The following is a 25,256-nucleotide window of genomic DNA, read 5'->3' on the forward strand; positions in this document are numbered from 1 at the left end:
GATGGAAACACACTGGGTCTCTAACAAATGGACAAGATTACAAGCTGGCTCGCCGAACACGATATTGCCGAGGTGGAGTGCCTGGTGCCGGATATGTCGGGTAATGCCAGAGGCAAATTTACGCCTACAGATAAGTTCCTGACCCAGGACAGCCGACTTCCTGAAAGCATCCTTGTGCAAACCGTTACCGGCGACTATGTCGATGAGCACAATGAACTCGTGGACCCAGCAGATACGGATATGTTGCTGGTGCCAGATCCCGATTCCGTTCGACTTAACCCCTGGGCCAATGATCCCACTGCTCAAATTATTCACGATTGTTATACCCGGGATGGTCAACCACATCCGATTAGTACGCGGAACATCCTCAAATTCGTTTTGGAAAAATATAAAGAGAAAGGCTGGAAACCAATCGTTGCTCCGGAAGTAGAGTTTTACCTCATAAAGCGCAATCTTGATCCAGATGAAAAACTCTCAGCACCCGTTGGCAGATCTGGCCGCACGGAAAAAACCAGACAGTCTTATAGCATCGACGCTGCCAACGAATACGAACCCATTATTGAGGATATGTATAATTTCTGTGAGGCGCAGGGGCTCGATGTAGATACCTTGATTCACGAATCAGGAACCGCGCAGATGGAAATCAATTTCCTTCATGGAGACCCACTTCAACTCGCCGACCAAGTTTTCACCTTTAAACGCACCGTCAGAGAAACTGCTCTGCGCCACGGAATTTATGCCACCTTTATGGCCAAACCCATGGAGGACGAACCCGGCAGTGCATTACATCTTCACCAAAGTGTTGTCGACTTAAAAACAGAGAAGAACATATTTGTAGACGACCATGGAAATGAAAACGATAGCTTCATGTATTTTATTGGCGGTATGCAGGAGTACACTCCAGGATTCATTAGTTTTCTAGCCCCAAATGTGAATTCTTATCGACGCTTCACTCCCGAAATGGCCGCCCCGACAAGCCTGCATTGGGGCTATGACAATCGCACTACCGGCCTTAGAGTTCCCGACAGTTCACCTCAAGGAAAAAGATTGGAAAATCGTTTTCCTGGTGCCGACTGCAACCCTTATCTCGCCATTGCGGCTTCTCTCGCTTGCGGTTATCTCGGTATGATCAATAAGGTAGCACCTAGCGCACCGTATCAGGGCGACTGCTCCAAAGAGACCATTACCTTACCCCGCACTCAAGAGCACGCCCTCAATCTTTTAACGGAATGTGAAGGCGCCGCTGAAATGTTTGGCAAAAAATTCGTAAAAGCATGGAGCGCAATAAAGCGTGATGAATACGAGGAATTTAACCGAGTTATCAGTTCTTGGGAGCGGGAATATCTACTTCTCAACGTATAGATAATCCCAAAAAATATTTTTGAGACTTTTCTGAAATTTTATTCTCGGCTGGCGCACCACCCTTTTATCGGGTTTATTTAAGCGCATCAATTTGGATTCCTCGGCAGGATATTATTTGCTGATTTGTGACTAATTAAGCAAAAATATCGAAAACAATTCAAATATATGAGTTTGTCATCACCTTTTTGTTGCCACTAAGCACATGCAAGGTAATCTCAGGTTGCCCGGAATATTTGGGCAACCGGTTTGAGAAAGCGGACGTCATTGCCAATTATTGGCCCCACCCCAGATGCCCGGCCTTCTTCTGCTGTCTTACCAACCATAAAGACCGTTTGCATCAAGTTGCTGAAGCAATCAGTAATTCCTTACTGGATTGTTTTCCAGCTGCTGATGCTCGGTCGCTAATAAAAAAGTTAAATAAGGGAAAGCTAGCAATGAAGCATTTCATAGGACTTACCTGCACTTTAGCTATGGCTATTAGTGCGCAGGCTGCCGACCGTGTTCCAGCCACTCCGGATATGCTCTCGCCACAGACATTAAATACCGTTGCCGGATCTGATATGGCATTGGTAAAAATTCGTGAGCGTACTCTGGGAAATGGCAAAACCGTCGCCCGCTACCAACAAACCCACAAAGGCATACCCGTGTGGGGACAGACCGTAACCAGTTCTGGACAGGGGCTCATTACCGAGATGCACGGTAATATCCTTACCGGACTCGAACTTGAAGTGCCCACCGTGCGCGCGGCAATTGACGCGGGCAATGCCCTTGATCGCGCCATGAACCATCAGGTTTCTCTGCGCGCACAACAGGGAGTGATGTCGGGTGCTTTGTCACTGCCAGTGCTTAAACTGGAGGCCAAAAACCAGAAAAAAGAGCTCTATGTTTACATTAATGAACAAGATGAGGCTCGCCTGGCCTACCTGGTGAACTGGGTCGAGTATGGAGACGACCCCAAGCGCCCCTTCTACTTTATTGATGCCATGACCGGTGAAGTGATTAAGCATTGGGATGGCCTCACCTTCCAAGATGCACAAGGTCCTGGCGGCAATGTAAAAACGGGCCGCTATGAATATGGTACCGATTTCCCCTCCATGCAGGTTGATGCCAACTGCCGTATGGATACTACCAACGTTGAAACTGTGAACCTGAATCATGGAACCAGTGGCGGTAGCGTCCATCAATTCAACTGCCCCTACAATGATCACAAAGAAATCAATGGTGCTTATTCACCGCTAAATGACGCGCACTATTTTGGTGGCGTGGTCTTCGCGATGTTCAGTGACTGGTACAACACTTCACCGCTGACTCAAAAGCTGCGCCTTCGCGTACATTACGGTAATAACTACGAAAATGCTTTCTGGGATGGCAGCCAGATGACCTTTGGCGATGGCCAAAACACCTTCCACCCCCTAGTCAGCCTGGATGTTACGGCTCACGAAGTCAGCCACGGCTTTACCGAGCAGAACTCTGGCCTAGTTTACAGTCAACAACCAGGGGGAATTAATGAAGCCTTCTCCGATATCTCTGGTGAAGCCGCTGAATACTTTATGACTGGCAGTAACGACTGGCTGGTTGGAGCCCAGATTTTCAAAGCCAATGGCGCCTTGCGTTATTTTGAAGACCCGACACAGGATGGACGCTCCATTGGGCATGCCGACGATTATTACAGCGGTATGGACGTACACTATAGCTCCGGTGTCTACAATCGAGCTTTCTATCTGATCGCCAATACCAACGGCTGGGATACTCGCAAGGCATTTGATATTTTTGTCCTCGCTAACCAGATGTACTGGGGCTCAAACTCTGACTACGATGAGGCTGCCTGCGGTGTTGAGCAAGCTGCTGTAGACCTAGGGTACAGTAAAGCGGATGTTACAACCGCCTTCAGTACCGTAGGAGTTACCTGTGATAACACTCCACCACCTCCTCCTGGAGAGCTTGAAAATGGAGTTTCCGTTGACAACCTTGGTGGCGGCTCTGGCGATGAACTCCATTACACCTTAGATGTTCCTGCTGGCGCTACCGGCCTAAGCTTTAATATGTCTGGTGGCACCGGTGATGCGGACCTCTATGTACGTTTTGGCTCAGCACCAACCACCAGCACATACGACTGCCGTCCCTACACTACCGGCAACAATGAAACCTGTGAGATCTCCAACATACAAGCAGGCACCTACTATGTGATGGTGCGTGGTTATAGTTCCTTCTCCGGTGTCAGTCTGGTAGGTAGCTTCACTGACGGTGGCGGTGGCAACCCCGGCGGTTGGGAAAAAACCAATCTGTCTGGCTCCGCTAATGCCTGGCAGCACTTTACCCTGGATGTGGACAGCGGTATGTCATCCCTGAAAGCGGTAATGTCTGGTGGCAGTGGGGACGGTGACCTCTATGTTCGCTTTGGCTCAGCACCAACTCGAAACACCTGGGATTGTCGTCCATATAAATGGGGTAATGATGAGAACTGCAACATCAGCAACCCACAAGCAGGTACCTGGTACATTAGTATTCGCGGTTACCAGACATACTCCGGTGTAGCACTCAGCGCCCAAGCAGAATAAGCTTATCTGCTGAACATTCTGGCCCCGTTGCCATACCAACAGGACCAGACACTAAAAAAGGCAGCCACTAGGCTGCCTTTTTTTCATTCTAGGAGTAACCCTTGCAAGCCAAGTTACTTATGGCTGGGGTCCTTCCAATAATCCCTCACCGTTGACTTCATCTCCTTCGCCAATATCGTAATACCAAACAGGTTCGGTAAGGTCATAATGACGATAGCTACCGCAGACAGGTTCCAAATAACGGTGGTGTCCTCAATCGCCGCCCAGAAGAAAGCTATCACATACACAATTCGGTAAGGCATTACCGCCTTCGGACCAAACAGGTAGATCATAGAGCGATCACCATAGTAGGACCAAGCGATAGCGGTCGAGAAAGCAAACATGAGAATACCCAGAGTTACAATCAAGCCACCGTATTCTCCGAAGAAACCGCGCTGGAAAGCTTTACTGGTCAATGCAACGGAATGAACCAGGGATTTACCCCAAATATCCACATCCTCATTAGCAAACTTACCATCAACAACATTAAGCACACCGCTAAACTGATCTTCACCAACACGGAAATCCAGATCTTCTGCAATTGAGCGTGCATGAATCAGGGTGAAATCCTGCAGGTTTAGAGGCTGCCCATCAGTGACAACCACTGATCCGTTATAGGGCTTCACATCACTGGGTTGACCACTTAAGTAATTAAACAGCTGTTTAACCTGCTTGGGGTCACTCTCTTCGTAGCGACCTTCGACAACATATGTGTCAGCCCCCTCAAACAGGTTTTCGTGTTTTTCAGTCCATACACCGGAAGATAAGATTACCAAGCCAGTCAGAGTACAGATAATGATGGTGTCGATAAACGGTTCCAGTAGTGAAACCATGCCTTCGGAAACAGGCTCATCGGCACGTGCGGCGGCGTGAGCAATCGGTGCAGAGCCCTGCCCCGCCTCGTTGGAGAAGAGGCCACGATTCACACCACGGTTAAAGGCATAGGCAAAACTGGCTCCGAGGAAACCACCTACAGCAGCACTTCCAGTGAAGGCATCACGGAAAACGGCCACAAATGAAGGGACGATATTTTCTATATTGTAGAAAATCACACCCAACGCACCAATTACATAGATCAGTGCCATTGCCGGAACGATAGTGGAGGTAACCTTGGCAATTCGGGTAATGCCACCGATGATCACCATCCCCAGCAGGATGGCAAGCACACCACCAGTGAGCGCTTTCTCAATACCGAAAGAATCGTGCATCGCCTGGGCAATATTATTCACCTGGGGCAAGCTTCCGGTACCGAAGGAACAAATTACTGTGGCGATGGCAAATAACACTGCCAGCCACTTCATATTGAGACGGCGCTCCATATAGAACATAGGACCACCTGCGTAGTAGCCATCTGCCGCTTTAATACGATATTTATGTGACAGTGTGACTTCGACAAACTTGGTTGTCATCCCCAGGAAGGCAGTCATCCACATCCAAAACAAAGCGGCCGGGCCGCCCAGGAAAATAGCCAAGCCAACACCACCGATATTACCGGTACCTACAGTTCCTGAAAGAGCGGTAGCCAGTGCTTGGAAGTGAGAGGTATCTCCTGGGTCACCGGGTTTATCATATTTCCCCTGGACAATCTTAATCGCATGTCCAAAGTAACGAAATTGCGGAAACCCAAGATAGATAGTAAAAAAGAAACCTACCCCGAGCAGCACCCACGGGAACCAAGGTGCCGATCCGAGCATACCGTCCAACGACAGTAGCAGCTGATTAAAGGAATCCAAACTAACCCCCCACTTCTCTGAACCAATTCTGATTGTTTTATATACAGCCACAGCTGTAATTTGTTGCGCAGGTTAGCAGCTTCCGAAGCACTAGAACAGTAAAGGGGCCTAAACCCTATTAAAAGAGAAGTTATGACGATAGGGGAACAAGGCAAACTGCCCCCCCGAATGCAGAAATACCAGGTTACTAGATCCTTTATAATGGCCTTTTCTCAATTCTTGCATCAGCCCATAAAAAGCTTTACCGGTATATATAGGGTCCAACAAGATGCCCTCTAGAGCAGCAATCTCTTCAATCATTTCGTAGATTGGAGGTTCAGCCTTGGCATACCCCGGCCCAATATAGTCGGCGTTCACATGCACTTGCAGAGATTGCAAATCCACAGGGTTTCCCGATAACCTGCTCCAATGGCGGATATCCTCTCTCACTTTGGTTTGAAAATAAGTGGCATTATCGCAGACAGCATAACCTGTGACCTGAACACCAAGCCCCAGCAGATAGCACCCCATCGTTAAACCCGCCTGGGTACCTCCACTGCCAGTGGCACACACAATATGATCCGGCCGGAATCCTCTCATTCGACAATCTGTAATAAGTTCTTGCGAAGCCGAGAGATACCCCCACAATCCCAGACCATCGCTGGCACCAATAGGGATACGGAAGGGAATGTGCCCGCGCTTCGAATATTGATCAGACCAAAAATTGAACAGCCGCTTGAGATCTTTGGCAAAATTTTCAGGCGAATGGATGCTCACTTCTGCCCCCGCCAACTGATCCAGCAGTAGGTTTCCATCTGCTTGGGCTATGGGCTCACCACGCAATAACAGGTGCACTTTGAGTCCTAAGCGAGCACCGACAAGTGCAGTGGTGCGGCAATGATTGGACTGAATACCCCCAGCGGTGATCAAGGTATCGCTGCCCTGCTTTAAGGCCTCAGCAACAACAAACTCAAGTTTTCGCAATTTATTACCTGACATTCCAGATTCAGTCAGGTCATCCCTTTTTATCCAAATTCTAGGGCCGCCAAAAGGAAAGGAATATTGTTTACTAATCCTATCCAGCGGCTGTATAGGCGTGGGAAGATGGGCTAAACGTATCCGCTCAGGCAAAGAAATCGGCAAACTGTCAGGCATAGCAAGTTCCACTGCAAATACCAAAAAGGCTTATCGGTAAAGGCATAAAGCCTTGTCTATGCTAAATCTCCCGTAAAGGTAACAATTCTAGGACTCGTTAAAAGCCAATGTAATCCTGGCAGGAACAGCATTTACTACAGTCTGTAATCCCATACAGGCAGCGCGGCAAACTCCCACCATTCTCTCAATCGCTTCCCTCGACTCTGCAGATTTAACAAAAACAACGGTTTCTACTCCTTCACAGACCCCCTTAGGTGGAATATCAGTACATTCCTGCATATTGTACACCTCAGCCTTAAAACGCATCTGTTGCTCAATCTTGACACTTTCAATATTCAGTTTGTTCTGATTAATGTAGATGCTGATATGACTGAGAAAACAAAAAGCAATACCTGCTGATAGGTAATCAAGTGGTGCCGGTGCGCTATCCGCACCACCAATAATGGTGCCTTCATCGCAGAGTAATTCAAAAGCACCACATCCCGGTACGTTCGCTTGTACAGTCGCAGTTTTCAGGTATCCCTCTTCCAAAGCTGCTTTAGCCGAGAGGTTAACTTGAAAGTGAAAACTTCCCCGTTCTTTAACTGGTGGATCCACTTGAATTTTGGATAACTTAGGAAGTGCCGTAACTTTTCTAACAATGGCTGCTTTCAAAGCATTTTGGCTATCGCTTTGCATATAGGACCTCCTGAAAATTTCTAAATCAATTAACCAGAAGTATCGCCCGAGTAAATCTCACTTGCCGAAAAACGAGAAAGCCCGGCATATGCCGGGCTTTCCAATCTGAATGACTAAAAAATCTAGTAAAAAGCTATCAGATCTTCTTTATCGTGCCCTTGGGCAAAACAGCATGAACTGCTACTTTCTGGAACTTCAAAGACATATTGTCTGCAACTTCCAGCACGATGTAATCTTCGTCCACCTTGTCTACACGACCCAGCATACCGCTGCTCATCACGACTTCGTCACCCTTTTTCAGTGCACCAACCAACTCTTGATGCTCCTTCTGGCGCTTGCGCTGAGGACGGATGATAAAAAACCACATGAAAGCGAACAAGCCCGCAAACATCAACAGGGTGATCATGGGGTTACCCTGTGGCGCCGGTGCCGCTTGCTGTGCCATGGCGGAGGGGATAAAAAAGCTCATGCAAAACCTCAAAGAGTCAGCCTATAAAATTGCCGCCAACTCTAACGGGTTTCCCCTGTTGAGGCAACGGATTGGGCCGATCAACAAGAGACCGGCCTAACCAATTCGCACTCACTTAAAAGCGTTGACGCACCTGACGGCGATAACCAGTTGGCGACATACCGGTCCAGCGCTTGAAGGCACTGGTAAAGCTGGTCCGATCAGAAAAATCCAAAATCCTTGAAATTCCGTCAACACTCAGGGCGGTATCTTTGAGGAAGTGCACCGCGTGGCGGAAGCGCACGTGGTCACGCAGTGAGGCAAAGCTCAAGTTATGCTCCTGCAAACGACGCTGCAAAGTCCGGGTGGACATGCTTAAGTCGGAAGCAACGGGGCGAATAGCGAGAGAAGCCTTACCAATGCGCTGTTCGAGCACATCGATGACTCTGGCAGCAATGCCAAAGCTGGTAGCTTCCGGTGGGGCCAGCAGCTGGTCGAGAATATTCGGGTCGCCGGATATTCTGGCCTGCTGCAGGGATTTATCTTCAGAGAGCGAAGTCTGGTCGGGCTGAGTATGGTTCATCGAGCTGCTCCTTTTGAGTTCCGTGAGCCGCAGTTATTTTTCTATGTCCGCATCCAGCGAATCCCGGTTGCCCCTGCCCACACCAACACACCTACAACTTCGGCGGACTACTACTCGATGCGGGATGCACCAAAAACAGACATCGAATCCTTCACAGAGATGTACAATTTTTAAACTAACCGCTCCGGCAATACCCAAAGAGAAACACTCTCTCGCCGGCGCACCTTTCCTTTACATCTGCCAGTATAGACCAAGAATTGAGAATGCAAGGGACGACAGTGGTTTTTTTCATCTTATTGTGCCGCAGAAGACAAAATTGAATGGCCCCGGTACGCAATTTCAATGAAAACTCAAGGAAATTCGGGGGCCAGAGGCTACCCTCCCCCCTTAAAAAGAGTTTGCAGAAGCTGTGTAACAGATAATCAATCCAGATTTTCAGCCACCCAGCCAAGCACATCATCACTGTGGGTCTTGGTTTTCACTTTGTCGATAACATGGCGTAAGCGTCCACTTTTGTCGATGATAAAAGTTGTCCGGATTAGCCCCATATACTCTTTGCCCATAAACTTCTTCAGCCCCCAGCAACCGTACTTGTCCGCAATCTTGTGATCCTCATCGGACAGGAGGTCGAAGTTCAGCTCATGTTTATCAATAAATCGCTGCAACTTAGCTTCTGGGTCTGGGCTCACACCGAGAACAACAGTGTCTAGCTCCTTAAACGCATCGGCACTATCCCGGATACCACAAGCCTGTGTTGTACAACCTGGGGTCAGTGCCTTTGGGTAGAAATAAAGCACAACATTGCTTTTTTCGCGGAAATCTTTCAGTGAAACCTTCTCTCCGCTTTGGTTTGTCAGTGTGAATGCTGGTGCCAAATTGCCAATTTTGGGAAAAGACATAAGAAATCCCCTGAAGTGTTGGTTTAAGTTTTGGGGGGATTATAACGAAAAGTACTAACTGAAATGCCAAGAACTCCATCATTCAAAACTGGTGCAGGCGAAACTCCTTCTCCCTGCGCGCAAAAATGCCTATTTTCCTCAGCTTTTGCACTAACTCTGCCTTCTCTGCATCGGTTAAAAACTCACCTACCTCCAGGCATCCTTCTGGACCGCTAAAGGTCACCGAGGCAGGCTCAGCCGGACTGTTACCCATCCTCACCAGCAAGGCAAGATTTCCCCGTGAGAACTCCCGATGATAGACAGATTGCTGGCGGAACCCTTTACAACAATCGAACACAACCCGCTCATCGCTAATGCGGATTACTTCGCGACGGGTCCCTTCTAGGTAGACATAGGTGAATAAAACTGCGAGTAGTAAAATTTCCAACCCTGCAAATGGCAGGATCATCCAAGCCCCAGCAAAGGCAAAAGCCAAACTAATACCAAGGGAAACGCCAACCAGGGAAAAGAACACCCAAAGGTTTCCCGTTGCCGACAGGGATTGATTAGGCTGAAGAAGAATACAGGCGCATCGAGGGGCTTGGCGGCCGACTTCTGTGACCATGGCAAATACTTCCAGACAATACTTACCTAATCAGTGTAGTGCCGCCGCCATCAGCCCACACTCGTATAACGACCCGCCAGTATTCAGGCCACCACATTCTATTTTAAATACCATTAGCAAAAGTCACTTTATTAAGCTGCGGCTAAAGGAACCCTAATCTAGCCTTTCGGAATAAGCCACTGTTGGCGGGGTTGAAAAAATAAGAGGAAATGCCCTCACTGGTATCACTTACTTCTTACTTGAAATACGCAAACTTTTTTATCTGGACTAGCTGGCGATTTTATAGCTATAGCGAAGTCAATAAATCAGCGCCGAAGAGCCAAATAAAAAAGCCCACACACTGGTGCGGGCTTTTTAGACGAACCAGCCATCAAGGCCGATCAATCGACAGGGTTAGGGCAGCAGGTGAGCGACTGCATCACGCTCTTCCGCCAACTCCTGCTCGGTCGCAGTCATCTTCTCGCGGGAGAACTCATTGATCTCAACACCCTGTACGATTTCCCAATCCCCACCTTTGCAGGTGCAAGGGAAAGAGTAAATCAGGCCTTCCTGAATACCGTAAGAACCATCGCTGAATACAGCCATGCTGGTCCAGTCACCCTCAGCGGTGCCCAGGGCCCAATCGCGCATATGGTCGATAGCAGCATTGGCAGCGGAAGCCGCAGAAGAAGCACCGCGCGCCTTGATAATAGCTGCACCACGCTGTTGAACCGTCGGGATGAAGTCGTTTTCGTACCACTCCTGCTCCACTTTATCCATCGCCGCAGCACCGGCAACCTTCACTTGGTGCAGGTCTGGGTACTGAGTCGAAGAGTGGTTGCCCCAAATAGTCATATGGGTGATGTCGTTAACGCTGGAATCAGTTTTGTTCGCCAGCTGGGACAGAGCGCGATTGTGATCCAGACGGGTCATCGCGGTGAAGTTACGCGGGTCCAGGTCTGGCGCATTGCGCTGAGCAATCAGGGCATTGGTGTTAGCCGGGTTGCCAACAACCAGTACTTTTACGTTACGAGAAGCAACGTCGTTCAGGGCTTTACCCTGTGCAGAGAAGATAGCAGCGTTAGCTTCCAGCAGGTCTTTGCGCTCCATACCCGGTCCACGGGGACGCGCGCCGACCAGCAAAGCATAATCTGCATCTTTGAACGCAATAGTAGCGTCATCGGACTGAACGATACCCGCGAGCAGCGGGAAGGCGCAGTCTTCAAGCTCCATAGCAACGCCTTTCAGCGCTTCTAGTGCCGGGGTAATTTCCAGCAGCTGCAGAATAACTGGTTGATCTTTACCCAGCATCTCGCCGGAAGCGATGCGGAACAGCAGCGAATAGCTGATCTGACCGGCAGCGCCGGTAACAGCAACACGAACAGGTGCTTTCACGATAGTTCTCCTCGTTTGTAAGCGGCCGCATTATAGGGCCTCTTGAGCAAATTTCACCTCAAGCGGAGCAATTCCCAACTCAATTTGCCTAACAAAACTTTAATTTTTTATAAGAGACGCCAAAAAAAGGCTCAAGCCGAGGCAGTTTCCCGGTAACGCTGCTGCAAAATGCGATAAACCTGCTCGCTGTAATCTACTGCCGAGGCATCAAGCTCAGCAGCGATTTCCGCTAAGTGCTCATTGTCTTCACGTCCGCCCCAGTTCTTCACATAAGTTCCTTCTTTGTAACCGTTATCCTGGCGGAATCGATTGAGTACGTTCTTTCCTACATAACGTTGATACAGTTCAGTAAAAGGCATCTCTGTGTCGGCAAGAAGCTGCGCAAACCCTGGCAGATCGAAATGTTTACTTGCCAAGGTGCTCAAAGTAAAGGCCTCCAGGTCTTCACGAAAATCACCGGGCTCTCGCTGGCCAGCCTCTAATTCCCTCAGCATCTTTTCAGCAACTTGGGCCGGAGAGCCCTGTTGCAGCTCAAGACTCAGGCCAAAATGCCAGATATCCACCAGCTCCAACTTTACCTGGTCGATATCCGGTTGCTGCTTTTTCCACCACTTCCAGCCGTAATGATCCAAGAGTTCCGCGCTTTCTACCCAGATCGCGCGATACCAGGCAAAATTTTGCGCACGCCAGTTTTTGTTAACAACGGTATTAATTTCGTCCTGCAGGGTCAGCATGACCTGCAATTGTTGCTTCATCATATAGGGAACTTCTAACTAGCCGGGCTTAGGCAGCCCGAGGAAATAATCGGAGAAAGTTTTCTGTAGTGATTTCAGCCAGCTGCTCGTATGAAATTCCTCGCAACTCAGCAATAAATTCGGCTACTTCTCGCACATAAGCTGGGATATTGGGCTTGCCACGATAAGGAATCGGTGCAAGGTAGGGAGAATCTGTTTCCACCAACAGGCGATCGAGGGGCAGTTTGCGCGCAACATCGCGCAGATCCTCAGCATTTTTAAATGTCACAATACCGGAGAGGGAAATGTAATAGTTAAGATCTAATGCGGCCTTGGCCATCTCCCAGCTCTCAGTGAAGCAATGCAATACACCGGCTGTTTGTGGGTTTCCGTACTCTCGAATCAACTGAATTGTATCTTCACGAGCATCGCGTGTGTGCACAATAACCGGCAACCCCACCTGACCTGCGGCCTGCAAGTGAGCAATAAAGCTCTGCTGTTGGGTCTCTTTGGTGTCCGTACTGTAATAATAATCAAGACCAGTCTCCCCAAGTGCCACTACCTTGGGACGCTCAGCCATCGCGATCAGTTCGTCCACCCCAGCGAGACCGGATTCAACATCCAGTGGATGTATTCCAACAGAGCAAACAACATCCTCATATTTTGAGGCGATTTCTACGACGGCATCTGCATTTTCCAGACTGATACCAACACATAGGAATTTCCCAACTCCTCGGCTGCGTGCGAACTCCAAGACTGCATCCAAATCGCCATCAAATTTATCGAGCTTCAGTCTATCCAGGTGACAATGAGAATCTACGAGCATGTGAAAATTACAACGTGTGAGTAGGTCGACTGGATTCAAGGGTGCCAGCCAGGTAAGTTTCTATCTTGTTTTGTGCAATGTTGTCCTTGTCACCAAACTGAACGCCAATACCCGGCGTACGGTTTCCCTGGGCTCCATTAGGGGTTATCCAGATAACCTTGCCTGCCACCGGAATTTTTTCCGGCTCATCCATCAAGCTTAACAACAGGAATACTTCATCGCCGAGGCTGTAGGATTTATCCGTGCTGATAAACAAGCCACCATTTTTTACAAAGGGCATATAAGCGGCATAGAGAACCGACTTATCCTGGATTTTCAGCGATAGGATGCCGTTTCGGGCACCGCCTCCCATGGCTTTCATGCTCAACCTCAATGTTTTAAATATTGCGCTAACTTATCTGAGCGTACTGTTTCTGTCCAGAACACTACACGTTCCCGGTAGAAAGAAGCTTAATGCCCCCCGCGTGTGGTTACGGCTTTACATTTCTCATTAAGCAAAAAGCCTAGACCACCGTATCATCAACTCCTCCAGCAACAAGCGACGATTGGGATTCGCTCCACTCGCAAGCCCCTTACGCGCCTGAACGAGGTGATCGTAAAAACCAAACAGTGGGCGCAAACTGCCTTGCCCTATTCCAGGGAACCTCTGAAGAAGGGTCATAACCTGAGTATCGCCAGTGGAATCACAACTGCGCACCCTAGCCATTTGGGCAACCCACTGCTGCCAAAATTGAATAAGCTGGGCCAGATCTGCAGGCTCGGGCGGAGTCTCCCAGCGACCTGCAGCTGCCACAGCCCTTGCACTACCCTGAGCTAGGGCAATTAGCTCCCCCAGAAAGCGCTCCCGAACTTCCTCGCATTTTGGCTCGGCCAATTGCGCAGCCAATAATGGCGCCCCACCGGCCAACGCCAGGGCCTTGGTTGCCGCACCTTCCTTCAAACCATATCCATGCAGCCACTGCAATGCCATTTCTGCAGAAGGGGATGGAAAAGCAACAGCTTGGCAACGACTGCGAATTGTTGGCAGTAAACCTGCGGGAGAGTCACTGACCAGAAGGAAAATCACTGATGCCGCAGGCTCCTCCAGGTTTTTTAATAGCGCATTGGCCGCATTGATGTTCATAGCTTCCGCTGGCGCCAGCCATACCAAGCGCGCCCCCCCGCGCCCACTGGTGCGGGAGACAAAATCCCCCAGCTGGCGAATCTGTTCAACCTTAAGCGGACCGCCTACCTTTTCAGGCTCTACCCGAAGAAAATCCGGGTGCGACCCCGCCTGCCAAAGGTGGCAATCCTTGCAACTTCCACAGGCCTGCCCTTCTCTGGGCTGCTCGCACAATACCAGCGCAGAAAAAGCCTCAGCAAAAGCGCGTTTGCCAAGACCAGGCTGGCCACTCAGTAATAGGGCATGAGGGCATCGACCAGCGCGCCACTGGGTACCAAGCCGTTGCCACTGTTCCGTTTGCCAGGGTAGTAAAGAAGGAATAGGGGTATGTTCAGGTACTTCAGACACTGCCAATTGCCAAATTTGTAACTGGAAACTTCACCACACTAGTGGTGACCATATTTTAAAGCGTGCATCAAAGAAGCCGCTGTAACTCCTGCCCCAGCTGTTGCTGGACCTGCACTAAAGGTTGACTAGCATCGACAACGGCATAGCGCGAAGGGGCTGCCTGAGCACGTTCACGATAAGCTTCACGCACCCGGTGGAAGAAAGCCAGCTGCTCACTTTCAAACCGGTCGGCAGCTCCAGTACTGGCAGCGCGCTGTAAACCTATTTGCGGGTCCAAATCTAAAAGAAGCACCTTATCAGGCCGCAAATCTCCCTGCACATCATTTTCTAAGCGCTCGATTAGAGCCCTGTCAAGCGCTCGCCCCCCACCTTGGTAGGCATAAGTGGCATCAGTAAAGCGGTCACAAATCACCCAGTCACCCCGTTTCAAGGCCGGGATAATCACTTTCGCCAGATGTTGTGCTCGAGCGGCAAAAACCATAAGCAGCTCCGCCGTGGGATCAACAGCCTCGTCACGCTTAGCCAGTAGCAACTCCCGCAGCTGCTCAGCCAGGGGAGTGCCGCCTGGCTCACGGGTTTGAATAAATGGAATATTACGATCAGTTAACCACTGGGTAATAAACTGCAGGTTGGTAGACTTGCCAACCCCCTCCCCGCCTTCCAGGGTTATAAATTTTCCGCGCGACACTATTTCTAATTTCCTTTTGCCGGACTGGAGCGGTAATCCGCTCGTCTTTTCAGCTGATACTCCCGCACCGCACGGTTGTGCTCTGTCAGAGTGGCTGAGAAATGATGGGAACCATCCCCCTTACCTACAAAATACAGGCTTTTGCCGGGCTTTGGGTTCAGTGCGGCGCGGATAGCCGCGCGTCCCGGCAGTGCAATTGGCGTAGGGGGGAGCCCATTGATTACATAAGTATTATACGGGGTTGGCTGGCGAAGGTGTGCTCGGGTGAGGTTACCATCATAGTCTTCCCCCAGCCCATAAATTACGGTGGGATCGGTTTGCAAGCGCATGCCCATATTTAGGCGCCGCACAAAAACTCCGGCAATTTGACTTCGCTCGGAAGGCTGACCAGTTTCCTTTTCAATCAACGAAGCCATAATCAAGGCCTCATAGGGTGTTGCGTAAGGGAGGCCATCCTCTTTTGCCTGCCACTCTTCATCCAGCACGCGCTGCATACGTTCATACGCTTCGCGTAAAAGCTCAATATCTGTAGTCCCAGAGCGATATACATAGGTATCTGGGAAAATCCAACCTTCCTCAGCACCCTCTTTCAGGCCAAGAGCCCTGGCCGCGGCACTGACACTACTGCCAGCCTCAGATCTAACAATCCTCTGCCCCGAGCGAATCTTTTGCAGCGCCTGCCGGAAAGTCCATCCCTCGACTAAAGTAAGTCGATAAATGGTGACGTCACCCCGGTTTAACCGGGTAATTAAATCCACTGCCGTACTTCCGCTGGGTATCAGATACTCACCAGAGTGGATATCGGTTTTGCCCTCCCAATAGGCATAGGCAAGAATCAATCGCGGCCAGCTAATCACCCCGTCACTTTTCAGTTTCCGCAAGGTTCCAGATAAGCTGCTGCCTTTTTGCACTTGGAACTGCAGGCCCTTTTCTCCCACAGCCAGTGGAGACGCTAGGGCCATCTGTAACATCCACATAGAGGCTCCGCCCAATAAGGCAACGAGGAGAAAACCACTAAACAGGATTTTCCAAAACTTGAAAGGAGAGCTTGTCCGCTTTTTCTTTACCACAATGTTTCCATGATCAAATGCTGCAACCCTCGAACACCAGCCCCGATCGACCAACGTTGATGACCGATAATCTCGACAACCGGCAATACCCCGCGCACGCTGTTACACAATGCTACTTCATCAGCCCCGCTCAGATCCCGAATTTCTAAATCTCGCTCCTGCCACTGAATCTCACTGGATAACCAGTCCCGCATGACGCCCCGGACACCACAGCGATGCAAATCAGGCGTTATCCAGGTATTACCAAAGCGAGCCAGTAAATTACAGCGCAAGCTCTCGATAACCCTGCCCTCACTATCTAACATCAGGCCATCGATACGCTCCCCGTCAGGAAGCTCAGATTTTGCCTTATTATATCGATTGCGACATAAAAGTTTGCTGCCTAAGTTCCTACTTTTTGAAAGCGGTAGATAGGTCTTACAGCGGTAAAGTCGAACTCCAAATTCAGTCTCGGCAGTCAACTTTAGCGGCAACAAGGACAGATCCCAGCACCACTCACCACCAACCGAACCCAGCCGCAATCGGGCGATCGCCATTTTCTGGTTAAGCTGCTCAACCAACCGGGGTATGCACTGATCAATCTCTTTAAGAAGCAGCTCATCAAAACCAGCATTCCGGGCCAGGCGCTCTCGGTGTAGCGGCCACAGCGGCAACCTTCCGTTGTGACAGCGCATGGTTTCGAGGATTCCATCTTCGTAACTCTCATCAGCAGGCAAGCTCTGTACAGGTCGGCTTCTGAGAAAAAATTGTGGCAATTTGCACATATCAGGATGGGAGTTGCCCGCCCAGAGGCGGGCAGACAGATCAGGTTCGCTTGAAGATTAATGAACCATTGGTGCCACCAAACCCAAAAGAGTTAGATAGTACCGAATTAATTACTCTAGGCTGGGCCTCCTGAGGCACTAGGTTGATATTTTCACAAGCCTCGTCTGGGTCATACAAATTGATTGTTGGCGGTGCCATCTGATCGCGCAGAGCGAGGACAGAAAAAACCGCTTCAAGAGCTCCTGCAGCACCGAGAAGGTGGCCAGTCATAGACTTTGTAGAGCTTACCGCCAGCTCTTCTAAAGAATCTGCAAAAACCTCACGAACAGCCTGAATTTCAGCCGTATCTCCCAATGGCGTAGAGGTGCCATGTGCATTGATATACTGGATATCAGCAGCATTCATACCGGCGTCATTAAGCGCATTCTGCATGGAGAGCGCAGCTCCAGCACCATCTTCTGGAGGCGAAGTCATGTGATGGGCATCGCCACTCATACCAAAGCCTGCAAGCTCTGCGTAAATCTTTGCGCCGCGGGCTTTCGCGTGTTCGTACTCCTCCAGGACAAGTACCGCAGCTCCCTCTCCCAGCACAAAACCATCTCGACTTTTATCCCACGGGCGACTGGCCGTCTTGGGGTCATCATTGCGCGTAGAGAGCGCCCTGGCCGCACAGAAACCACCGAGCCCAACAGGCGTAGTGACCATTTCGGCCCCGCCACATACCATAACATCCGCATCGCCATACTGAATGGTCCGCATGCCCAATCCCAGAGCATGGGTGCCAGTAGTACAGGCTGTTGTGACGGCGAGATTTGGGCCCCGAAGGCCAAATTTTATCGACAAATTGCCAGCGACCATATTGATAATGGCACCCGGCACAAAAAATGGTGACACTCGTCGGGGGCCCTTATCGGCAATTAACAGGGCATTATCTTCAATAGCCAAAATGCCTCCCATACCGGAACCGATACAGGTCCCCATACGTGACGCATTCTCTTCATTAATTTCCAGACCGCTATCTTCCATAGCCTGGTTACCCGCAACCAGGCCATATTGCAAGAAAGTGTCCATCTTGCGCGCATCTTTTGCGGCTACATAAGGAGTCGGATCAAAATCTTTCACCATAGCGGCGAAGCGGGTTGAGAACGCCGAAACATCGAATGACTCTATTGGAGCAGCTCCACTGACGCCCTTTAGGATGCCAGACCAAGTCTCCTCTACGGTGTTACCCAGCGGGCTCACTGCGCCCATTCCGGTTACAACAACTCTTCTGTGCGACACTGCGGTCCCCCCGAAACTCTTACTGCCACTGCTCTCCCTTCAATCTACATACGAAGGAATCAACACTAGAACAGCAGTCACAATTCCATAGTGCAAATATAAAGAGAGCCGCGCTATGTAACATAGAACGGCTCTCAGAAACGCTTGGCTACGCACAGTAATAAAACTGTTCGCGCCTAAACCACCCAGCAGGAATTAACCAAGGTTGTCCTTGATGTAATCAATTGCCAGCTGAACAGTTGTGATTTTCTCAGCTTCTTCGTCGGGGATTTCGGTTTCGAATTCCTCTTCCAAAGCCATTACCAACTCAACTGTGTCGAGTGAGTCCGCGCCCAGATCTTCAACAAAAGAGGCTTCAGGCTTAACGTCTTCTTCCTTCACGCCCAGTTGTTCAGCAACGATCTTTTTAACGCGCTCTTCAATGCTGCTCATGATTCAATTTAACTCCTAGTGGGTAAAAATCTGTTTTAGTCGCTATTGTTATTTCGCCAATCCAATTAACAGCGATAACGACCGGCTCACACAGCTTTTGGATAATTCAGAGGCCATTGTACCCCAAGTTTTTAGGGTTGTAATGCACGGCTCTGCGGCACCATCAGCAAATACAAAAAACTTTTAAAAATCAATAGGTTATTGAAATATTTTCAACGTACCTCAGGCCATATACATGCCGCCATTGACATGTATCGTCTCCCCCGTGACATAAGCTCCGGCATCACTCGCCAGGAAGGCCACAACAGAGGCAATCTCTTCGGGCTGCCCCAAACGACCCAGAGGGATCTTACCAAGAAGCGCCTCGCGCTGCGCCTCAGGCAGCACTTTGGTCATATCGGTATCAATAAAACCCGGGGCGACCGTATTCACAGTAATGCCGCGAGAGCCAATCTCTGCAGCCAGGGACCGAGCAAAACCTGCTACTCCAGCCTTGGTGGCCGCGTAATTGCTCTGACCCGCGTTGCCCATGCTACCCACCACGGAGCTGATATTGATGATACGCCCCCAGCGCGCCCGAGTCATATCTCTGAGGCAGGCTTTTGTCATACGGTAGACAGCGGATAAGTTTGTCTCGATCACCGAGTCCCACTCATCATCTTTCATGCGCATGAGCAAATTGTCTTTTGTGATTCCCGCGTTATTAACCAAAATGGTCGGCGCCGCAAAATCATTTTTCACTACTTCTAGCAGCCCAGCGATACTTTCCGCACTGGTAACATCAAGTACCATACCTGCGCCATTGAAGCCCTGCTCGGCGAAACGCGCACTAATTTTTTCGGCGCCACCAGCACTAGTGGCAGTACCGATGACCACTGCGCCTTGGCTGCCCAACATATCCGCAATTGCTGCACCTATGCCGCGACTGGCACCAGTGACCAGGGCAACTTTGCCCTCAAGGGAGGTCTTCAGACTCATACTTACTTTATCCTTATTTGACCATTGCCATCGTGCCTGAGCAACTCAGGCGGCTGTAGATCTCAGCGCTTCATTAAAGCTGCTGGGAGTGTCTATACCGTGACAAACGGCACTGCGATCAATACGTTTGATAAGACCAGCCAGCACCTTACCCGGACCACACTCAACCAGCTGGGAAGCACCATCGTTTATGAGCTTTTGCGCACAGGCAGTCCAGCGAACCGGACTATATATCTGCTCAATCATCAAAGCCTTGATTTTCGCGGGATCAAATTCAGTTTTGGCATGCACGTTGTGTACAACAGGGATTTGCGGGGCGCTGAATTCCGCCGCCTCGATCTGAGGGGCGAGCTTCTCCGCTGCCGGACGCATTAACTCAGTATGAAATGGCGCACTCACCGGCAAAGGCATGGCACGCTTTGCACCGGCCGCTTTACAGGCATCTATCGCCCTTTCCACAGCAGCACTATTGCCTGCAATTACGATCTGGCCCGGAGAGTTGTAGTTCACCGCAGCCACCACTTCACCTTGAGCGGCTTTAGCACAGAGCTCTCCCACCACATCATCATCAAGCCCAATCACTGCGGCCATAGCTCCTGTACCCACGGGTACAGCTTCCTGCATCAGGCGGCCACGTTCACGAACCAGGTGGACAGCATCTTTAAAAGCCAGGACACCGGAACACACCAATGCCGACCACTCCCCAAGACTATGCCCTGCCATGCGAGCTGGCACCGCACCACCACGAGCGCGCCAATGGCGATAGAGAGCAACACTGGAGGCTAAAAGAAGAGGTTGCGTACGCTGGGTAAGATTGATTGCTTCCTGCTCACCATTTTGACAGAGATCCCAGAGGTCATATCCCAGAACTTCTGAGGCTTCAGCAAAGGTGGATTGGATTTCAGGGGCCTCCTGAGCAATTTCGGAGAGCATGCCGATCTTTTGAGATCCCTGCCCCGGAAAGACGAATGCAAGCGCGGCATTGGTCATAAGATATCCTTAAACCTGTTTGGCAAATTTCAGTAGGAGGGAGGTGTAGTATCTACCCCATTTCCTTTGAGTTTCGCTCGCCAGCTTGTACCAAGGCGGCGCCAACTCTGGCAGCCAAATCGGCATCGGCACATTCTTTTGCCGTCACCATAGCCCGGTAAAAAGCTTCGCTGCTGGCACCCCCGTGACTTTTAATCACGTTGCCCTTCACCCCTACAAAGCTGGCGCCATTATAGCGAGCGGGTTCCACCTGTGTGCGCCATTTTCGCAACAGCTTTATGGCTAATTGGCCAAAAAAACGTTTGAAACACCCCTTTTTCTCAATGGTGAACGCTTTTTGACCCATCAGTCTAATCACGCCTTCGGCGGATTTCATGGCAACATTTCCCATCAAACCGTCGCACACAACTACATCGACAGCCCCGGTAAAGATGTCGTGCCCCTCTACAAAACCCACATAGTTAACCTGTGGATCCCCCTCGAGGAGCTCGGCCGCCCTGCGTATTTCAGCAGTACCTTTGTGCGCCTCGGCACCAATATTCAGCAGTGCAACCTCAATGTCCGCACGCGGAACGCCAGTGTGGAGATGCTGAGCCTCAATACCCATACGCGCAAACTGCAGTAGATCTTCCGCGCTGCACCCCACATTTGCGCCGAGATCCAAAAGGTAGCAGGAACCGTGCCCTGAGGGTACAGACTTGCCCAGTGCCGGCTTGCGAACGCCCTCAATATTACCCAGAACACTGCGGCTTAAGGCCAAAAGGGCGCCGGTATTTCCAGAGGTAACCATTGCCTGGGCACTACCTTCCGCCACAGCTTTTAGAGCTTGGGCCATGGTGGAGTTGCGCTTATGGCGAACCGCCTGCAAAGGGTTGCACTCTTGGGTAACAACCTGCTCACAAGGGATGATTTCAAGGCGATCGGGAATTTGGGCGTGGCGCTGCTCAAGGAGCAGAGCTTCTAATTGCGCGCGCGGGCCGAAAAGTTTCAACTGCGCTTCAGGGAAATTTTGCAGAAATCTAATACAGGCCGGAACGACAGAGCGGGGACCTAAGTCCCCGCCCATTGCATCCACGGCCAATCGCAATTGGCTGGACAAAGCTTACTCTTCTTCGGAGCCGCCGCCGATGTCGATCACCTTGCGACCACGGTAGAAACCATCTTTGGTCACGTGGTGGCGACGGTGCTTTTCACCAGTAGTCGGGTCTACGGAGAGAGTTGCACCGGCGCCTAGCGCGTCGTGTGAACGGCGCATACCGCGACGGGAACGAGTCTTCTTGTTTTGTTGAACAGCCATTGCTAGCTCCTAAAATAAACAAATTTCGCTGGAACCGGGGCGCCTACCGGCGAGCCCAAACTCTAAGAGAAAATCTAGGATTTTCCCGAAGAACCCTTCAACTGCTCCAGCACTTTAAAGGGGTTTTCCCGTTGCTCACCCGCTTCAGATGCCTTCTCACCAATATGGAAAATCTCCTTGGAGACACACTCCTCATCGTGATAAGCCACCATCGGCAGATTGAGCAAAATTTCATCTTCGAGGATCTGGTGCAAGTCCAGCTCATCGCCATCCTGAATCACCGGATCCAAGTCTTTGGGAAGAGCCTTGCCCTGCTCTTCAGACCAAACGATACCCCAGCAAAACTGCGCCTCGAGTTGCTCGCCTACAGGATGCAGGCAACGCTGGCATAACAAATCCACCGTGCAGTGCACCTTACCGCTAACAGTGAGGTGATTTTGCAGGTCGCGGCCAAATTGGATTTCAGCCTCGACCTCCCCTTTCACAGACTCAACGGCTTCACGTAGTCGCTGCAGTGACTCCAGAGGCAAAATACCTTCCAGATACTGCTCGCGCTGCACCAATTTCCGAGCGTCAACGCTCTTAGGCAATACTGATTTAGAGGGGGCTATCGACATAAGCGCGCAATTCTATGGACTCACCCTACCCTTGTCAAAACAATTCAGTCACTGCAGTATCGCTCGGTCACAAACTTTGACCTAACAACCATGGAACCGCCCAAATAATGGCCTCCACACTGATACTAGCTTCCAGCTCCCCCTACCGCAGGGCGCTACTGAAGCAACTCCACCTCCCCTTTCAGACCGCGTCCCCCCATATAAATGAAGATGCCAAGCCAGGGGAGGCCGCTGGCGCCCTTGCCTTAAGGCTCGCCCAGGAAAAATCTCGCGCTTTAATGCGAGACAACCCCCAATCCCTGATCATCGGCTCCGACCAGGTTGCAGAATGCCGGGGACAAATTCTGGGCAAGCCCGGTAATCGCGACAAGGCCATTGCTCAACTACAGGCCTGCTCCGGCAACAAAGTTACCTTCCATACAGGGCTGTCTTTGCTAGAAAGCGCAAGCAACCGCCAAGTGAGCACCGTGGAAACCTTTACAGTGTATTTCCGGCCACTCAGCCTTCCGCAAATTGAAAAATATATTGAGCTGGAAGAGCCCTACGATTGTGCAGGCTCATTTAAAGTGGAGGGCCTCGGTATAGCATTATTTGAAAAGCTCGACGGCACCGACATTAACACTCTTATAGGTTTACCCCTAATTCGCCTGGTAGATCTGCTCGGCGAATTTGGTATAGATCCACTGAAATCAACTGCTAAGAGCTAAGCGGCGGCCAACCCAGCAACCCGGAAAACTCATCGATAATCGCCTGGGGATTACACTCCCGCAGGCGACTTGGGCAATGAGCGCCATAGCTAACCCCCACGGCGGGCATACCAATCGCTACCGCCATTGCCAAGTCATAAGTGGTGTCACCAACCATCACCGCATCATCAACACCGCAATCAACTTCAGCTAGCAGCTCACTCAGCATCAATGGGTCTGGCTTGGAAGCAGTTTCATCTGCACAGCGGCTCGCTATAAATAAGTGCTCCATGCCATGCTCTTCAAACTCCCGACTGAGGCCTCGACGACTCTTCCCCGTGGCGACCGCCAACTGATGCCCCTGGCAAAGCAACGCATCCAAAGTATCTAAAACCCCATCAAATAAAGGTAGGGGTTCCACTCGCGCCGCCATCCACTCCTCTGAATAGAATTGCTTCAAGGCTTGCCGATCTTTATCAACAGCCTCAGGAAAAAGAGTGGCCACCGCCTCCGGCAAACCCAATCCAATAATATTGCTCACCGCTCCAGGAGAAAGTGCCGGCAAACCAACTCGCCCCGCCGCGCGCAACATGCAGTCAACAATCCGCGTCTCGGAATTACAAACAGTGCCATCCCAATCGAGAATAACCAGCATCGCCGCGCCCCTTTACTCGTCTCGCAACTTCTTTAATAGCGCTTGCATTTCAGTGGGTAGCGGCGCTTCAACATGCACATCGGTGCCGTCTGGAAGCGTGCAGCGCACAGAAGCCGAGTGCAGGAAAAGACGCTTAAGGCCTCGCTCACGAAACGCACGGTTATCCTCATCACCAGTGTACTTACTATCACCCGCCAGGGGACAACCAACAAACTGGGCGTGCACGCGAATCTGGTGGGTGCGCCCGGTTACCGGCTCTGCGCCCAACAGTGTTGCCGCTTTAAAACGCTCCAACACCTGGAAGCGCGTCTCGGAAGCCTTTCCATCCTGATGCACCGAGACCATCCGCTCACCACTCTTGAGGGTATTTTTACGCAACGGGGCTTCAACAACCCTCCTACCTCGAGGCCATTTACCTACCGCCAGCGCCAGATAAGACTTCCCAATCCGTCCGCCCCTCAGTTCCGCCTGCACATGCTGTAAAACATTACGCTTGCGCGCCACCATGATCGCACCGCTAGTATCCCGGTCGAGGCGATGCACAAGCTCAATAAATGGGCTCTGCGGATACATCTGCCGGAGCACTTCAATCAAGCCAAGCCGGACGCCACTACCGCCATGAACGGCAAGGCCGGCAGGCTTATTGATCACAAGCAGGCCCTTGTCATCATAAAGTATGGAGTCGTGCACCAACTGGCGCAGCTGCTCTCCAGCATGGGGGGCAGTAGCCTGCCCTGCCGCACGAATTGGCGGCACACGCACCACATCGCCCGCCGCGAGCTTGTATTCTGCCTTTACCCGTCCTTTATTTACCCTTACCTCACCCTTGCGCAGGATTCGGTAAACGCGTGAACGGGGCACACCTTTTAGGCGTGCCTGAAGGAAATTGTCAATCCTCTGCCCAGCCAGCTCTTCAGGCACAGTCAAAAACTGCACGCCGCCAGAGGGGTTCCAGGTATCAGAGGGAGTGTCGGCCGCAGCCGTTTTCAGGGGAGGTGTACTTCGCATGGCGCGCATCATAGCGCCGCTGCAAGGACAATTGAAGCACCTCCCTGCCCGTGCTATATTCGGTCGGCCTGAATTCGGCTGGTTTTCGGTCATCGGCGGCTTCCCACATGAAGAAATAGCCATGGCTTCGGAGAAAATACTGCTGTTCGGCCAGTGCGCGGGCATACCCGTGTTATTGATAAAAACTTTGCTGATGAGCACTCCCCAAAACGAGAATCTCAAGGGGGCCTCACCAGCACAACAGCCCACAGTTAAGTGGGTAACAATCGCGAAGGTAAGACGGGCCGCGACCCGCAGCGCTTGAAAG

Annotated in this window: 29 protein-coding genes; 5 read left to right on the top strand and 24 right to left on the bottom strand. The window is 50.8% G+C overall.

The annotated features are described in order from the left end of the window. Positions 1-27: 27 nt before the first annotated feature. Both ACJJH9_RS10525 and ACJJH9_RS10530 read left to right on the top strand, forming a co-directional pair. Entirely contained in the window at positions 28-1,362 is a 1,335-nt protein-coding gene (locus ACJJH9_RS10525; protein WP_252081820.1) for a glutamine synthetase family protein, read from the top strand. 434 nt (positions 1,363-1,796) lie between these two features. Then, on the top strand, positions 1,797-3,920 hold the full coding sequence (locus tag ACJJH9_RS10530) for a M4 family metallopeptidase (protein ID WP_252081821.1): 2,124 nt from the start codon (positions 1,797-1,799) through the stop codon (positions 3,918-3,920). 113 nt (positions 3,921-4,033) lie between these two features. Here ACJJH9_RS10530 and ACJJH9_RS10535 read toward each other — a convergent pair whose 3' ends face one another. The 5 genes from ACJJH9_RS10535 to ACJJH9_RS10555 form a co-directional block, all read right to left on the bottom strand. After that, positions 4,034-5,692, bottom strand: coding sequence for an alanine/glycine:cation symporter family protein (locus ACJJH9_RS10535; RefSeq protein WP_444922715.1), 1,659 nt, complete (start codon positions 5,690-5,692; stop codon positions 4,034-4,036). A gap of 108 nt (positions 5,693-5,800) precedes the next feature. Next, positions 5,801-6,826: a D-cysteine desulfhydrase family protein gene (locus tag ACJJH9_RS10540; RefSeq protein WP_444886355.1), complete on the bottom strand. Its 1,026-nt coding sequence runs from the start codon at positions 6,824-6,826 to the stop codon at positions 5,801-5,803. An 87-nt stretch (positions 6,827-6,913) separates the two neighbouring features. Beyond that, complete coding sequence (locus ACJJH9_RS10545) at positions 6,914-7,504, bottom strand: OsmC-related (seleno)protein (RefSeq protein WP_444886356.1); 591 nt, start codon at positions 7,502-7,504, stop codon at positions 6,914-6,916. A gap of 136 nt (positions 7,505-7,640) precedes the next feature. Further along, positions 7,641-7,973, bottom strand: coding sequence for a preprotein translocase subunit YajC (yajC, locus tag ACJJH9_RS10550; protein ID WP_020415218.1), 333 nt, complete (start codon positions 7,971-7,973; stop codon positions 7,641-7,643). Positions 7,974-8,088: 115 nt separating this feature from the next. After that, positions 8,089-8,535 (bottom strand): helix-turn-helix domain-containing protein, encoded by a 447-nt coding sequence (locus ACJJH9_RS10555; RefSeq protein ID WP_020415217.1) that lies wholly within the window; start codon positions 8,533-8,535, stop codon positions 8,089-8,091. On the opposite strand from ACJJH9_RS10555, the gene ACJJH9_RS10560 reads away from it, so the two are divergent. Beyond that, entirely contained in the window at positions 8,527-8,709 is a 183-nt protein-coding gene (locus tag ACJJH9_RS10560; protein WP_252081826.1) for a hypothetical protein, read from the top strand. The genes ACJJH9_RS10555 and ACJJH9_RS10560 overlap by 9 nt on opposite strands. A gap of 248 nt (positions 8,710-8,957) precedes the next feature. Here ACJJH9_RS10560 and bcp read toward each other — a convergent pair whose 3' ends face one another. The 17 genes from bcp to ACJJH9_RS10645 all read right to left on the bottom strand — a co-directional run bounded on the left by bcp (position 8,958) and on the right by ACJJH9_RS10645 (position 22,600). Then, positions 8,958-9,434 carry a thioredoxin-dependent thiol peroxidase gene (bcp, locus tag ACJJH9_RS10565; RefSeq protein WP_252081827.1) on the bottom strand — a complete coding sequence of 159 codons (477 nt, stop codon included), beginning with the start codon at positions 9,432-9,434 and terminating at the stop codon, positions 8,958-8,960. An 82-nt stretch (positions 9,435-9,516) separates the two neighbouring features. After that, the gene (locus ACJJH9_RS10570) at positions 9,517-10,038 is read right to left on the bottom strand and encodes a DUF2244 domain-containing protein (RefSeq protein WP_444886357.1); all 522 of its coding nucleotides are present in this window, start codon (positions 10,036-10,038) and stop codon (positions 9,517-9,519) included. A gap of 393 nt (positions 10,039-10,431) precedes the next feature. Beyond that, positions 10,432-11,412: a malate dehydrogenase gene (locus ACJJH9_RS10575; protein WP_444890161.1), complete on the bottom strand. Its 981-nt coding sequence runs from the start codon at positions 11,410-11,412 to the stop codon at positions 10,432-10,434. A 131-nt stretch (positions 11,413-11,543) separates the two neighbouring features. After that, positions 11,544-12,167, bottom strand: a complete 624-nt coding sequence (locus ACJJH9_RS10580; protein WP_444925216.1) for a dUTP diphosphatase — start codon at positions 12,165-12,167, stop codon at positions 11,544-11,546. Positions 12,168-12,195: 28 nt separating this feature from the next. Next, positions 12,196-12,972: a TatD family hydrolase gene (locus ACJJH9_RS10585; RefSeq protein WP_444922716.1), complete on the bottom strand. Its 777-nt coding sequence runs from the start codon at positions 12,970-12,972 to the stop codon at positions 12,196-12,198. Between the two features lie 7 nt (positions 12,973-12,979). Beyond that, positions 12,980-13,333: a PilZ domain-containing protein gene (locus ACJJH9_RS10590; protein ID WP_020415211.1), complete on the bottom strand. Its 354-nt coding sequence runs from the start codon at positions 13,331-13,333 to the stop codon at positions 12,980-12,982. Positions 13,334-13,462: 129 nt separating this feature from the next. Continuing rightward, positions 13,463-14,482 carry a DNA polymerase III subunit delta' gene (locus ACJJH9_RS10595; protein WP_444904919.1) on the bottom strand — a complete coding sequence of 340 codons (1,020 nt, stop codon included), beginning with the start codon at positions 14,480-14,482 and terminating at the stop codon, positions 13,463-13,465. A gap of 67 nt (positions 14,483-14,549) precedes the next feature. After that, complete coding sequence (gene tmk / locus ACJJH9_RS10600) at positions 14,550-15,170, bottom strand: dTMP kinase (protein WP_444904920.1); 621 nt, start codon at positions 15,168-15,170, stop codon at positions 14,550-14,552. A 5-nt stretch (positions 15,171-15,175) separates the two neighbouring features. Beyond that, positions 15,176-16,240, bottom strand: coding sequence for an endolytic transglycosylase MltG (gene mltG / locus ACJJH9_RS10605; protein ID WP_444922717.1), 1,065 nt, complete (start codon positions 16,238-16,240; stop codon positions 15,176-15,178). Beyond that, complete coding sequence (locus ACJJH9_RS10610) at positions 16,234-16,956, bottom strand: aminotransferase class IV (RefSeq protein ID WP_444922718.1); 723 nt, start codon at positions 16,954-16,956, stop codon at positions 16,234-16,236. Before ACJJH9_RS10610 ends, mltG begins: the two co-directional genes overlap by 7 nt. Before the next feature lie 88 nt (positions 16,957-17,044). After that, the gene (gene fabF, locus ACJJH9_RS10615; RefSeq protein ID WP_252081834.1) at positions 17,045-18,286 is read right to left on the bottom strand and encodes a beta-ketoacyl-ACP synthase II; all 1,242 of its coding nucleotides are present in this window, start codon (positions 18,284-18,286) and stop codon (positions 17,045-17,047) included. Positions 18,287-18,481: 195 nt separating this feature from the next. Then, on the bottom strand, positions 18,482-18,718 hold the full coding sequence (gene acpP / locus ACJJH9_RS10620; RefSeq protein WP_152453358.1) for an acyl carrier protein: 237 nt from the start codon (positions 18,716-18,718) through the stop codon (positions 18,482-18,484). 222 nt (positions 18,719-18,940) lie between these two features. After that, positions 18,941-19,696 (bottom strand): 3-oxoacyl-ACP reductase FabG, encoded by a 756-nt coding sequence (gene fabG / locus ACJJH9_RS10625; RefSeq protein ID WP_252081835.1) that lies wholly within the window; start codon positions 19,694-19,696, stop codon positions 18,941-18,943. Positions 19,697-19,741: 45 nt separating this feature from the next. After that, positions 19,742-20,686, bottom strand: coding sequence for an ACP S-malonyltransferase (gene fabD / locus ACJJH9_RS10630; RefSeq protein WP_444922719.1), 945 nt, complete (start codon positions 20,684-20,686; stop codon positions 19,742-19,744). Between the two features lie 52 nt (positions 20,687-20,738). Continuing rightward, positions 20,739-21,785 carry a phosphate acyltransferase PlsX gene (gene plsX, locus ACJJH9_RS10635; RefSeq protein WP_444884690.1) on the bottom strand — a complete coding sequence of 349 codons (1,047 nt, stop codon included), beginning with the start codon at positions 21,783-21,785 and terminating at the stop codon, positions 20,739-20,741. 3 nt (positions 21,786-21,788) lie between these two features. Continuing rightward, positions 21,789-21,983 (bottom strand): 50S ribosomal protein L32, encoded by a 195-nt coding sequence (gene rpmF, locus ACJJH9_RS10640; protein ID WP_252081838.1) that lies wholly within the window; start codon positions 21,981-21,983, stop codon positions 21,789-21,791. Between the two features lie 74 nt (positions 21,984-22,057). After that, complete coding sequence (locus tag ACJJH9_RS10645; RefSeq protein ID WP_444886366.1) at positions 22,058-22,600, bottom strand: YceD family protein; 543 nt, start codon at positions 22,598-22,600, stop codon at positions 22,058-22,060. A 107-nt stretch (positions 22,601-22,707) separates the two neighbouring features. Here ACJJH9_RS10645 and ACJJH9_RS10650 point away from each other — a divergent pair, with 107 nt between their 5' ends. After that, a complete protein-coding gene (locus ACJJH9_RS10650; protein WP_252081840.1) occupies positions 22,708-23,307 on the top strand; it encodes a Maf family protein in 600 nt (199 codons plus the stop codon). Here ACJJH9_RS10650 and ACJJH9_RS10655 read toward each other — a convergent pair. Continuing rightward, positions 23,297-23,941, bottom strand: a complete 645-nt coding sequence (locus ACJJH9_RS10655; protein ID WP_444922720.1) for an HAD-IA family hydrolase — start codon at positions 23,939-23,941, stop codon at positions 23,297-23,299. The two genes, ACJJH9_RS10650 and ACJJH9_RS10655, sit on opposite strands and share 11 nt — an antisense overlap. Positions 23,942-23,953: 12 nt before the next feature. After that, complete coding sequence (rluC, locus tag ACJJH9_RS10660) at positions 23,954-24,949, bottom strand: 23S rRNA pseudouridine(955/2504/2580) synthase RluC (protein ID WP_444922721.1); 996 nt, start codon at positions 24,947-24,949, stop codon at positions 23,954-23,956. Here rluC and ACJJH9_RS10665 point away from each other — a divergent pair. Continuing rightward, a complete protein-coding gene (locus ACJJH9_RS10665) occupies positions 24,948-25,253 on the top strand; it encodes a hypothetical protein (protein ID WP_444922722.1) in 306 nt (101 codons plus the stop codon). The genes rluC and ACJJH9_RS10665 overlap by 2 nt on opposite strands. Positions 25,254-25,256: the final 3 nt, after the last annotated feature.

Source organism: Microbulbifer mixtoriginis (SeqCode), assembly GCF_052466715.1.